This window comes from Rhodococcus sp. NS-SX18 (genome assembly GCF_057367935.1).
In genome coordinates, this window is sequence record NZ_CM170633.1 from 852,330 (window position 1) to 864,312 (window position 11,983).

General features: G+C 66.9%; 10 protein-coding genes. 9 read left to right on the top strand and 1 reads right to left on the bottom strand.

Annotation, left to right across the window (positions count from 1 at the left end; all coding sequences use genetic code 11):
* Window positions 1-23: 23 nt before the first annotated feature.
* From AC2IPW_RS03935 to AC2IPW_RS03965, 7 genes are all read left to right on the top strand, one after another.
* A complete protein-coding gene (locus AC2IPW_RS03935; RefSeq protein ID WP_486376344.1) occupies window positions 24-1,061 on the top strand; it encodes an LLM class F420-dependent oxidoreductase in 1,038 nt (345 codons plus the stop codon).
* Window positions 1,058-2,545 (top strand): acetyl-CoA acetyltransferase, encoded by a 1,488-nt coding sequence (locus AC2IPW_RS03940; protein ID WP_486376345.1) that lies wholly within the window; start codon window positions 1,058-1,060, stop codon window positions 2,543-2,545. Before AC2IPW_RS03935 ends, AC2IPW_RS03940 begins: the two co-directional genes overlap by 4 nt.
* Window positions 2,546-2,622: 77 nt before the next feature.
* Entirely contained in the window at window positions 2,623-2,940 is a 318-nt protein-coding gene (locus AC2IPW_RS03945) for a hypothetical protein (protein WP_289378434.1), read from the top strand.
* Complete coding sequence (locus AC2IPW_RS03950; protein ID WP_416062698.1) at window positions 2,937-3,392, top strand: Zn-ribbon domain-containing OB-fold protein; 456 nt, start codon at window positions 2,937-2,939, stop codon at window positions 3,390-3,392. Before AC2IPW_RS03945 ends, AC2IPW_RS03950 begins: the two co-directional genes overlap by 4 nt.
* Window positions 3,389-4,582 carry a thiolase C-terminal domain-containing protein gene (locus AC2IPW_RS03955; RefSeq protein WP_416062699.1) on the top strand — a complete coding sequence of 398 codons (1,194 nt, stop codon included), beginning with the start codon at window positions 3,389-3,391 and terminating at the stop codon, window positions 4,580-4,582. The genes AC2IPW_RS03950 and AC2IPW_RS03955 overlap by 4 nt, the downstream gene beginning before the upstream one ends.
* A 23-nt stretch (window positions 4,583-4,605) precedes the next feature.
* On the top strand, window positions 4,606-6,051 hold the full coding sequence (locus AC2IPW_RS03960; protein WP_416062700.1) for an aldehyde dehydrogenase: 1,446 nt from the start codon (window positions 4,606-4,608) through the stop codon (window positions 6,049-6,051).
* Window positions 6,052-6,092: 41 nt separating this feature from the next.
* The gene (locus AC2IPW_RS03965) at window positions 6,093-8,519 is read left to right on the top strand and encodes a CaiB/BaiF CoA transferase family protein (RefSeq protein ID WP_486376346.1); all 2,427 of its coding nucleotides are present in this window, start codon (window positions 6,093-6,095) and stop codon (window positions 8,517-8,519) included.
* A gap of 76 nt (window positions 8,520-8,595) precedes the next feature.
* Here the strand turns inward: AC2IPW_RS03965 and AC2IPW_RS03970 are convergent, their stop codons facing one another.
* Window positions 8,596-9,834: a cytochrome P450 gene (locus AC2IPW_RS03970; RefSeq protein WP_486376347.1), complete on the bottom strand. Its 1,239-nt coding sequence runs from the start codon at window positions 9,832-9,834 to the stop codon at window positions 8,596-8,598.
* A gap of 472 nt (window positions 9,835-10,306) precedes the next feature.
* On the opposite strand from AC2IPW_RS03970, the gene AC2IPW_RS03975 reads away from it, so the two are divergent.
* A complete protein-coding gene (locus tag AC2IPW_RS03975; RefSeq protein ID WP_416062703.1) occupies window positions 10,307-10,738 on the top strand; it encodes a cupin domain-containing protein in 432 nt (143 codons plus the stop codon).
* Between the two features lies 1 nt (window position 10,739).
* Window positions 10,740-11,963 carry an LLM class flavin-dependent oxidoreductase gene (locus tag AC2IPW_RS03980; protein WP_486376348.1) on the top strand — a complete coding sequence of 408 codons (1,224 nt, stop codon included), beginning with the start codon at window positions 10,740-10,742 and terminating at the stop codon, window positions 11,961-11,963.
* The last annotated feature ends 20 nt before the right edge of the window (window positions 11,964-11,983 follow it).

The window sequence follows — 11,983 nt, forward strand, 5'->3', positions numbered from 1 at the left end:
CACCGAAGAGGCAGTGGAGCAGCATGAGAGTTGGTATCGCCGCAGGGTATTGGGGCTCGGGTCCGCCGCGCAATGTCGAACGGATGCTCGCCGAGGCCGAAGCGCTCGGAGTCGACAGTTTCTGGACCGCCGAGACCTACGGGTCCGATGCGCTGACGCCTCTGGCGTGGTGGGGAGCCCAGACTTCGAGGATCAAGCTGGGGACATCGGTGTGCCAGATGTCGGCACGCACACCGACGGCGCTGGCGATGGCCGCGCAGACCCTCGATCACCTCAGCGGTGGTCGCGTGATCATCGGCATCGGCGCGTCCGGACCGCAGGTCGTCGAGGGCTGGTACGGGCAGCCCTACCCGCGCCCGCTCGAACGCACCCGTGAGTACATCGAGATCATGCGGCAGGTGTGGGCGCGGGAGAAGCCGGTGACCTACTCGGGACGGCACTACCAGCTGCCGCTCGAGGGTGGCTCCGGACTGGGGAAGCCGCTCAAGTCGATCGTCCATCCCCTCCGCAACGACATCCCCGTCTACATGGGCGCCGAGGGCCCGAAGAACGTGGCGCTCGCCGCCGAGATCGCCGACGGCTGGACGCCGCTGTGGTTCTCGCCCAAGAGCGACGAGTTCTACCGCAAGGCACTCGCCGAGGGCTTCGCGCGCGAAGGAGCGCGCCGCACCGCCGACGACTTCGAGGTCGCGAACGTGTGCTGGCTCATCGAGAACGACGACGTGGAGAAGGCCGCCTCCCGGCTCAAGCCCACCGTCGCGCTCTACGCCGGCGGTATGGGGGCCAAGGGTGTCAACTTCCACAACGACGTGTTCGCCCGCATGGGGTGGGGTCAGGTGTGCGCCGAGATCCAGGACCTGTACCTGAGCGGACGCCCCGAGCTCGCTGCGCAGGCCGTACCCACCGAGATGGTCGAGGACGTCGCCCTCGTCGGTCCCGCGGACAAGATCATCGAAGAGATCGAAACCAAGTGGAAGTCCACGTGCCTGACCACCCTCATCCTCGGTGGCTGGCCGAAGCCGGAGAACCGCGAGCGCATTCTGGAGGCAGTGCAGTCGTGACCCTCGATCCGAGAACCCCGATCCTGGTCGGCACCGGCCAGGCCGACGAACGCGGCGGCGGCGTCGAACCCGTCGATCTGATGGTGCGCGCGGCGCGCGAGGCCGCTGCCGACGCCGGGTCCGCGCGCCTGCTCGAACTGGTCGATTCCGTCCGCGTCGTCGGGCTCTTGTCGTGGCGTTATCGCGACCCCGGCGCACTCGTCGGGGAGCGTATCGGCGCGACCGTACGGCACACCGGTTACTCCGGAAACGGTGGCAGCACCCCGCAGGTCCTGGTCAACGGTGCCGCCGAGGACATCGCCGCCGGCCGCGCCGACGTCGTGCTCATCGGTGGCGCCGAATCGTGGCGCACCCGCACGAAGCTGCGGGCGCAGAAGCAGCGCCCGGAGTGGACCGTGCAGGACGAGTCGGTGCCCGCTGCCGAGATCATGGTCACCGATGTGCCGATGGCGGACGAGAGCGAACGCCGGATCGGGCTGGACCGGCCCTCGTACGTCTATCCGCTGTTCGAGCAGGCGCTGCGGATCTCGGCAGGACGCTCTCCCGAGGAGCACCGCGAATTCATCGGGGGCCTGTGGTCGCGGTTCAGCAAGATCGCGGCGACGAACCCGAACGCGTGGGTGCAGCGGGAGTACACCGCGGCGGAGGTCGCGACACCGTCGCCCGAGAATCGGATGATCTCCACGCCCTACACCAAGCTGCTGAACTCGAACAACATGGTCGATCAGGGTGCGGTGCTGCTGATGTGCTCGGTCGAGACCGCGACTCGACTCGGTATTGCGCGGGAGAACTGGGTGTTTCCGCAGTCCGGTACCGAATCGCACGATACGTACGCGATCGCCGAGCGAGGTGCCCTCGACGGGTCGCCGGCGATTCGCATCGCGGGCGCGCGGGCTCTCGGGCTCGCAGGTATCGGGCTGGACGACGTCGCCCACGTCGATATCTACTCGTGTTTTCCGTCGGCGGTACAGGTTGCGGCGAACGAGCTGGGGCTTGCGCTCGACGATCCGGGTCGGCCTCTCACCGTGACCGGTGGTCTGACCTTCGGGGGTGGCCCGTGGAACAACTACGTGAGCCATTCGATCGCGACCATGGCGCGACGGGTGCGGGAGTCCCCAGGTTCGTACGGTCTGGTGACCGCCAACAGCGGTTATCTCACCAAGCATGCCGTGGGCGTGTACCGGACGGAACCTCCTGCCGGAGGGTTCCGGCGGCTGGACGTGCAGGCCGAGGTGGTGGGGCAGCCCACGACCGCCGCGCTCGTGTCCTACGCGGGCACGGCGTCGGTGGAGTCGTGGACCGTGGTGTACGGCCGCGACGGTTCACCGGAGCGCGGTTTCCTCGCGGCACGCACGGCGGCAGGGGAGCGGACCCTCGCGGCGACCACGGATGCCGAGGACCTCGCGCGCCTCACGGAGGTCGATGTTGCAGGTCAGCACGTCTCGATCGCGGAGAACGGGCAGTTCCACTTCGCGCGACGTTGACGGCGTTTATCTAACGACATAAGGTTATTGCACTGACGGACACGACCGGCTCGTGTCACGAATCGAGGAGTTCACAGATGTCTGTCGAAGACTTTCGTGCACTGTACGAACAGCATGTCGGCTACGTTGTCGCCGGAAACATGAAGGCCGCTCTCGCCGACATGGTGCGAGAGAACATTCCGCAGGTTTTCGACGGAATCGACGCCCCCCGCGAGGCCACGAAAGGTTTCGAGATCAAGGACGTGCGCGCCGAGGGTGACCGGATGGTGGGCGAGACCGTCTACGACATGGGCGACCGTTCGATCGGGCTGCGCTCGATCTGGGAGCTGCGCGACGGACGCTGGCTCGCGGCGAAGCTCGAGAACTTCCCCGCCGGAACCGAGGCGAACGCATGACCGCAACAGAACTCGCGACCGAACCGTGGGGACCCGCGCCGGACGGACTCGATCAGCCGTACTGGGACGGTCTCCTCGCCGGTGAGCTGCGCCTTCAGCGCTGCAGCGATTGCCGCACGTGGATCTGGGGGCCGCAGGCCATCTGCGGCAACTGCCACAGCTTCGATCTCGACTGGGAGGCCGTCGAACCGGTCGGCACCGTCTACAGCTGGAATCGCAGCTGGTACCCGTACATGGACGAATATGCCGATCGGTTGCCGTACGTGACGGTGCTCGTCGAACTGCCGCACGCCGACGGCCGCCGGGTCCTCGGCATCCTCACCGACGACATCGAGGCGAACCCCGAGATCGGCGACCGAGTCGTGGGAGTGTTCGAGCGGACCGAAGGTGCCGCCTGGCCGTTGTTGCGCTGGCGCCGGGCCGGCTCGATCGTCGAGGGAGAAAAGCGATGAGCGACAACGTCCTACGCGGTGCCGCCGCAGTCGTCGGCATCGCCGAACGGCACTACCGCCGCGGCGAGGCGCCGCACAGCGAAAAGCGCATGACGCTCGAGGTCATCCTCGAAGCATGCGCCGACGCAGGCATCAACCCCCGCGAGATCGACGGCTTCGTCTCCTACGCGGGTGGCGCCAACGACGGGGCCATCATCGGCGGCGCACTGCTGATCGACGAGCTGCGTTGGTCGAACATGATGTGGGGCGGTGGCGGCGGCAGCGTCGCAGCTGCCATCACGAACGCGGCGACTGCCATCGCCACCGGTCAGGCCGAGTGCGTAGTGGTCTACCGCGCCATGACGCAGGCGGATACGGGTCGGCTCGGATACGCGAAGTACCACTACGGCAGTCACTTCCTCGCGCACGGCATCGGTTCCCCCGCGCAGATCTGTGCAATGCGCACTCAGCGGATGCTCGAGCACGGCGGGGTGCCGCGCTCGGCGATGCGCTCGCTCGTCCTCGCCTCGTACCAGCACGCGCAGAACAACCCGACCGCGCAGGGCTACGGCCGGCCCCTCGACGAGGACTCCTACGAGAACTCGCGGTTGATCGCCGAGCCGTTCCACCTGTTCGATTGCTCCCGGGAAAGCGACGGCGCGGTCGCGTTGGTGCTCGTCTCGGCCGAGCGGGCCAAGGCTCTGCGCCCCGACCCGGCGTACCTGCTGTCCGGCGCACAGGGCGCACCGGGCGGATACTCGGAACTGATCGACAACGACCTGGGTGAGCAGTACATGAGCGCCGGATTCGGCCCGGCGAACAACGGAAAACCCGGTGTCGCCGAGCGACTCTGGGCCGGGGCAGGCCTCGGTCCGGACGACGTCGACGTCGTGCAGGTCTACGAGAATTTCAGCGGTCCTGCCGTTGCGGCACTGATCGATCACGGCTTGTGCCCGCCTGGAGAGGCGGCCGGCACCTTCATGACCGTCGACAATCTCACTGCCCCGAACGGCAAACTGCCCGTCAACACCAGCGGCGGCAACCTCGCCGATTCGTTCATCAACGGTCTCAACCTCGCGGTCGAAGCAGTCCGGCAGATCCGCGGCACCTCGACCAACCCGGTGGCGGGCGCGAAGACCTCCCTGTTCATCGGCGGCCCGATGGCGCCGTTGGTGAGCTCGGTGCTGCTCGGCCACGAAGACACCCTCTGACCGCCACCTCCGAAAGGCACGACATGAACGATCAGGACAGGAACGAACTGTTCATCGGCGGCCGATGGGTGGCGCCGAAGGCCGGTGGCACCGTCGACGTCGTCGAGGCGGCCACCGAGAAGGTGCTCGGTACTTCCGCTCTGGCGTCCGAGGCCGACATCGACGACGCCGTTGCGGCCGCGCGCACAGCACTCGCCGGCCCGTGGAGCAGGCTGACCGACGTCGAGCGTGCGGACCTGCTCGACAGGTTCGCGGCCGCCCTCAAATCCCGCGGTCGCGACACGTCCCGACTGGTGAGCCGCGAGAACGGCATGCCGATCGCGCTGTCGGGCGGTGTCAACGGTTTCGGCCCCGCAGCGATGCTCTCGTACTACGCCGGGCTGATCCGCAACGCGTCCAACGAGGACGTGCGGCCGAGCGCATTCGGCGGTCGCACCGTCGTGCGACGCGAGCCGGTGGGTGTGGTCGCGGCCGTCACGCCGTGGAACTACCCCCAGCCGCTCGCCGCGATGAAGCTGGCTCCCGCGCTCGCGGCGGGATGCACGGTGGTGCTCAAGCCCGCACCCGAGACGGCACTCGACGCGTTCGCTTTCGCCGACGCCGCGCTCGAGGCCGGTCTGCCCGGCGGTGTGGTCAACGTCGTCCCGGCCGGCCGCGACGCCGGTGCCTACCTGGTCTCGCATCCGGGCGTCGACAAGGTGGCCTTCACCGGGTCCACGGCGGCAGGCCGTGCGATCGGTGAGGTCTGCGGGCGGCTGCTGCGTCCGGTCACGCTCGAGCTCGGCGGCAAGTCCGCGGCGCTCGTCACCGAACAGGCCGACCTCGACGTGTTCGCGAGGAACCTGCTCGAGGTGTCGCTGGTCAACAACGGCCAGACCTGCCACGCGAGCACTCGGATCCTGGCACCGCGTTCCCGGTACGACGAGGTCGTCGACGCGGTCACCGAGACCGTACGGGCACTGACCGTCGGCGATCCGCTCGACAAGGCCACCGACGTGGGGCCGCTGGTCTCGGCGGCCCAGCGCGACCGCGTCCTCGGTTACATCGAGTCGGGCCGCGCCGACGGATACCGCATCACCACCGGCGGCGGCGTCCCCGGCGATCAGCCGCAGGGGTGGTTCGTCGAGCCGACCGTGTTCGCCGGGGTCGACAACTCCGCGCGCATCGCGCAGGAGGAGATCTTCGGCCCGGTCCTGACCATCACCCCGTACGGCGACGAGGACGAAGCGGTGTCGATCGCGAACGATTCGGAGTACGGGCTCGGCGGCACGGTGTGGACGACGGACGAGCAGCACGGACACGAGCTCGCCTCACGAATCCACAGCGGCACCATCGGAGTCAACTACTACGCCCTCGACCTCGCCGCGCCGTTCGGCGGCGTGAAGTCGTCGGGTCTGGGCCGTGAACTCGGACCGGAGGGGCTTGCACCCTACTTCAACGTGAAGTCGGTTTACTTCGGAACTCGCTGATCGAGAACAGCTTTCGCAGCGAACACACTTTGGAGCTCAAGATGGCACTACCACTGCAGGGTGTCCGGGTACTCGAACTGACGGACGGATTCGGCGACACGGCCGGTCGATTCCTCGCCGACCTCGGCGCCGACGTCGTCCGGGTCGAATCTCCCGGCGGCTCGGCGTCGCGAGCCGAGGAACCGATCCGGAACGGCGTGAGCATCCCGTTCGCGCTTCGCAACGCGAACAAGCTCGGCGTCGTCCTGGACCTCGACACCGACGAGGGCCGCGACCGGCTGCGCACCCTGGTGCGCCACTCGGACATTCTGCTCGAGTCGTTCGCCCCCGGATACCTCGCCGCCCGCGGCGTGGGTGCTGCGGACCTGCGCGAAATCAATCCCGCGCTCGTGGTGGTGTCGATCACCGGGTTCGGCCAGGACGGTCCGTATCGCGACTGGGTGGCGACGGAACAGGTGCTCTACGCCCTGAGCGGTGTGCTGTCCCGGTCCGGGGAGCCGGGCGAGCCGCCGCTGCTGCCGCCCAACGGCCTCGTCGCGGAGTCGGTGGGTGTGCACACGGCGTGGTCGGCGCTGCTCGCCTACTTCGATCGGTTGCACACCGGACGGGGACAAACCGTCGATATCTCGGCGTTCGAGGTCGTCGTGCACGGCTTCGACCCCGGATTCGGTGTGCAGGGCTCCGCTGCCGCAGGCCGCTCCGAGGACTTCCCCCGTGGCCGGCCCGACGCCGCCAACTTCTACCCGGTGTACCGCTGTGCCGACGGGCAGGTGCGCATCTGCCTGCTCGCCAGGCGTCAGTGGCGGGGGATGTTCGAATGGCTCGGTGAGCCGGAGGAATTCGCCGATCCGAAGTACGACACGATCCCCGCACGTTTCGCCGCATCCGATCGGCTGAATCCGCTGATCGAGAAGCTGTTCAGCACCTACACCCGCGACGAACTCGTCGCGGAAGGCGCCGCCCGCGGGATTCCCATCGGCGGGCTCAACACGGTGTCGGAGGTCCTGAGGACCGAGCACTTCGATGCATCCGGCACATTCGTCGACGCCGAGATCGCGTCCGGGCTCGCCGCTCGGGTGCCCTCGGGCTACGCGAAGATCAACGGTGAGCGGGCCGGATTCCGCACTTGCGCACCGGAATTGGGTGAGCATAATCGAGTGCTGTTCGGTTCCGTCGCCGACGACGCTCCCGTTCGAATCCCCGCGCCGCTCCGCGAACCGGGTGCCCGTCCGTTCGAGGGACTGCGCGTCCTCGACATGGGCGTGGTGGTGTTCGGCGCGGAACTCGGGCGTCAGTTCGCGGACTACGGAGCCGATGTCATCAAGATCGAGAACTCCAATTTCCCGGACGGTCTGCGACAGTCGAAACGTGGCGCAGCCCTCGCGGCGTCCGTGGCGTGGGGTCACCGCAACCGTCGCAGCTTCGGCCTGAATCTGCGCAGTCCCGAAGGCATCCGCATCTTCAAGCGCCTGGCGGCCGAGGCAGACATCGTGCTCGCCAACTTCAAGCCCGGCACGCTGGCTTCGATGAGGCTCTCGTACGACGAGCTCGCCGCCGTCAACCCGCGGATCATCGTGTCCGAGAGCAGCGCTTTCGGCAGTGTCGGCCCGTGGAACAAGCGGCTCGGTTACGGACCGCTGGTGCGGGCAGCCTGTGGCGTGTCGGCACTGTGGCGGTACTCGGACACGGCCGACGGATTGTGCGACGGCTCGACCGTCTACCCGGATCACATCGCCGGGCAGGTCACCGCCACCACCATCCTGGCCGCGCTGATCGACCGACTGCGGACCGGGCGCGGTGCCGCGATCGAAGTGGCCCAGGCCGACGCCGCGATCGTGCAACTGGGCAACCAGCTCGTCGCCGAGCACCTCGAACCGGGGTCGATCGGTGCGCCCGGCAACGCCGATCCCTACTCGGCGCCGTCCGGCGTGTACGCGTGCGCAGGGGACGACGAATGGTGCGTCGTCACCGTCCGCGACGACGCGGACTGGGCGAGGCTGTGCGGTGTGCTCGGCCGGTCCGATCTCGTCGACGACTCTCGCTTCGCCACCGCCGAGCTCAGGATCGGCCACCGCGCCGAGGTCGACGAGGTGCTGGCGGAGTGGATGCTCCGGCACGCGCCGACCGAGGCGATGGAGACTCTGCAGGCGGCTGGAATACCGGCGGGCGCCATGGTCCGGCTGCCGGAGCTGCTCACCAACCCTCAGCTGATCGCGCGTGGTGCCTACACCGAGCTCGAGCATCCCATGCTGCCCGCTCCGCTGCCGACGGCAAAGCAGGTCGCGCACTTCGCTGCGCTGCCGGACTGGCCGTTGCGGCCCGCACCGCTGGCGGGTGAGCAGACACGTGAGATCGCCGAGGACACCCTCGCGCTGAGCACCGCGGAGATCGACTCACTCGTGCGTGACGGCGTGCTGCAACCGCCCGTGGACGATCGGGCGCTGTCGCCGGTTTCCTCCACGGCGTGACACGGCAGAGAAGGTCCCCGGAGTTTCCTCCGGGGACCTTCTGCTGTTCGGACCGACGTCCCGCGACCGAGCGGGATCAGCGCGACGACGGCGTGAACGTGATCGGCAGCTTCTCACATCCACGGACCTGGGACGAGTGGAAGACCGGGGGATTGTCCGGAACGAGGGCGTAGTCGGGGATCCGCTTGTGAATCTCCTCCAGGGCGAGCCTCAGCTCGAGCCGCGCGAGATGGGAGCCGAGGCAGCGATGCGGGCCGGCGCCGAACCCGATGTGGCGGTTGGGGTGCCGTTCGATCTGTAACTCGTCAGGGTTGTCGAACTCGTCGTCGTCACGGTTGGCGGAGGTCATCACCACCAATAGTTGGTCGCCGGCCCTGATCGAGACACCACCGATCTCGGTGTCTCGGGTCGCGCGACGGCCGCCGCTCGTGGCGGTCTCGATCCGCAGGATCTCTTCCACTGCCGACGGGATCAGCGTCGGGTCGTCGATGATCGCTTCGCGCTGCTCGGGGTTCCGCGACAGGTGGATGAGTCCCCAGGCGAGAGCGCCTTGGACGGTGTGGAGTCCCGCGACGAGAAGCAGGAAGAACATCCGGCACAGTTCCTCGTCGGTGAGCTGCCTGGGTGTTCCTTCGACATCGAGCGGGGTGTCGATGATCTGCGCCGTGAGGCTCTCGGAGTCGTCTTCGCCGGATCGGACCCGGTCGACCACTCGCCCGAAGTACTCGTAGATCTCGCCGGCGGCCTTCGCACGGGCCTCGGCCGATTCCTCCTCGCTCGCCCCGGGGATGCCCTGGAGCGTGATGTCGGTCCACTCCGTGAATCGCGGTGCGTCGCTCAGCGGCCAACCCATGAGCGCAAGAAAGATCCGCGTCGGCAGCTCGTGTGCGAACTCGGAGATGAACTCGCACTCGCCCTTTACTGCGAAGTCGTCGATCAGTGCGGTGATGATGCCCCGGATCTCGGGCTCGAGTGCCTTCATCTGCTTGGGGCTGAAGAGCGGCTGCAGTGCCTGCCGGTAGTAGCTGTGTTCGGGCGGGTCGAGCTCGAGCGGGAGGAACTTGCCCTGCGCCGCGTTCAGGAGATTGTTCGGGTAGCTCGAGAACGTCTCCGGATCCTGAAGGATCTGCAGGGCTTCCTTGTACCGCGTGACGACCCAATGCCCACCGTGGTGGGGGGAGTAGAGGATCGGACCCTGCTTGCGCAGGGCGGCGGCACGCTCCTGGAAGACGTCGCTCGGCACAGCCAGGGACGAGTCGTACACATCGAAGTCGGTGATCAGATGTGCGGGAATATCGATCGGTGTCGTGATCATCGGGGTCCTTCGCGAGGGGTGTGGTCCGGGAGATCGCCTCGGCGGTCGGGTGGTCCTCCGGCGAGTCAGGTGAGACGGCGCTGTGACGAGCGCAGACTGACGTGGGGGAGGGGGGATTGCCTTGGGCCGAAGGTGGATCAGCAGATTCCTACCGGCAACAGCGTATGTGCTCACGTCCGCATTTCGCAGGGAAATTGCCGTCGCGCAGTGCCCCTTGACCGATTAACCGATAGCCTTTAGATTGTTTGGTGTGATGCGCAGCACTCACGGACTGTGGGTGGAGCGCGTACCGCACGCAGCATGCCGTGGTTGTCGCGTGCGCTTGGACTGAGTTGAAATCCGTTATAGAAAAGTCTCTTTCGTTTCTACTCTCGTCTCTCTTCTCGTCACCGTTCGCCGTCGTAGAGCTATCTCCCGAAGGGCAATTATGAGCTTTCGCCGCGTCGTCACAGTCGAACAAGATGGTGTAGCCGTGCTCGTCGGAGACGAGAAGATCGAGAGGTTCGACGCCGCCGGCATCGATCCGATCTGGCGAACCGACTACGTTCCCGCGGTCCCCAATTCCGGGGTGGTGTCCGACACCGTGGGATTTCCGGATCCGGGCGGAGTGTGGGTGATCGGCTGGGTGCTCGAGCCTGGTCGCATCGGCGACAGCGACAACGGAATCGTCGTCATGGACGACGAGGATCCGGGATTCCACCGGACGGATTCCGTGGACGTGCATGTCCTCCTCGAGGGTTCGCTGGTGCTCGAACTCGACGACGGAGTGGAGATCGAACTGAATCCCGGCGACACGGTGGTGGTCAACGGGAACAGGCACCGATGGCACAACCGCGGAGAGGGGACCGCTCGGGCCGTTGTCACCATATGCGGCGCGTCACGCAACGACCGACAGGAGAACTGAAATGGAATCGGCAACCGAGAACATCGGGTCGGACGTGAACTGTGCGCCGGCTGCGAGGAAGGCTCCGCTCCGGTGCGGAGTGTTCCTTCCGCCGTACCACAACCCCCGGCGTAATCCCACGATGGCGATCGAACAGGATCTCCGACATGTCGAGGATCTCGATCGGCTCGGTTTCCACCAGGTGTGGTTCGGCGAGCATCACAGCGGTGGATACGAGGTCGGTCCGTCACCGGAACTGATGATCGCGGCAGCCGCGCAGCGGACCGAGCGCATCGAGCTGTGCAGCGGTGTCATCTCGCTCCCGTACCATCATCCGTTGATGGTGGCCGACCGAATCACGTTCTTGGATCATATGACTCGAGGACGAATCAGGATCGGCGTCGGGCCGGGCGCGCTCGTTGCCGACTCGCAGATGATGGGCATGGACTACAACCTTCTGCGGCCGCGGATGGAGGAATCCCTCGACGCCATCCTGGAACTGCTCGAGACACCGGGACCGGTCGACCGGAAGACCGAGTGGTTCTCCCTCGAGGATGCCCGGGTGCAGCTGGGCCCCTATTCGTACCCCGGCGTGCCGATCACCGTCGCGGCCGCGATGTCCCCGTCCGGGCCCAAGCTGGCCGGCAAGTACGGACTCGGTCTGCTGTCCATCGGAGGCACCAGCGACAAGTCGTTCGAACTGCTCGAGCGGACGTGGGGCATCACGACCCACGAGGCGAACGAACACGGTCGGTCGGTCGACCGTGCCGACTGGGCGATCGTCGGCAACATCCACATCGCCGACACCTTCGAGCAGGCCGTCGAGGACACCCGGTACGGGCTGCGCGACTTCATGGACTACCGCCACGTCGTCACCCCGATGAAAATGATCGAACCCGGCGAGGAAATCGCGCACGAGGAACTGGTCCGGCGCGTCAACAAGTCCGGATACGGCTGCATCGGCGATGCGAACGACGCCATCGACTACATCCAGAAGATCATCGACCGCACCGGGGGCTTCGGCACCTTCCTCGCGACGGCCCACGACTGGGCCGACACCGAGGCCACCTCTCGCATGTACCGCATTCTCATGCGCGACGTCATGCCGCGCTTCACGGGTACCTGCGAACCGCTGCTGAACTCCTATCACTGGACCCAAACGCGCAAGGACGGCTTCAGTGAGCGCTTCGCGACCGGCATCAGCCAAGCGACTCAGGACTACGAGCGTGTGAAGAGTGCACGGTAGTCCGTCCGGAAATTCCCCGC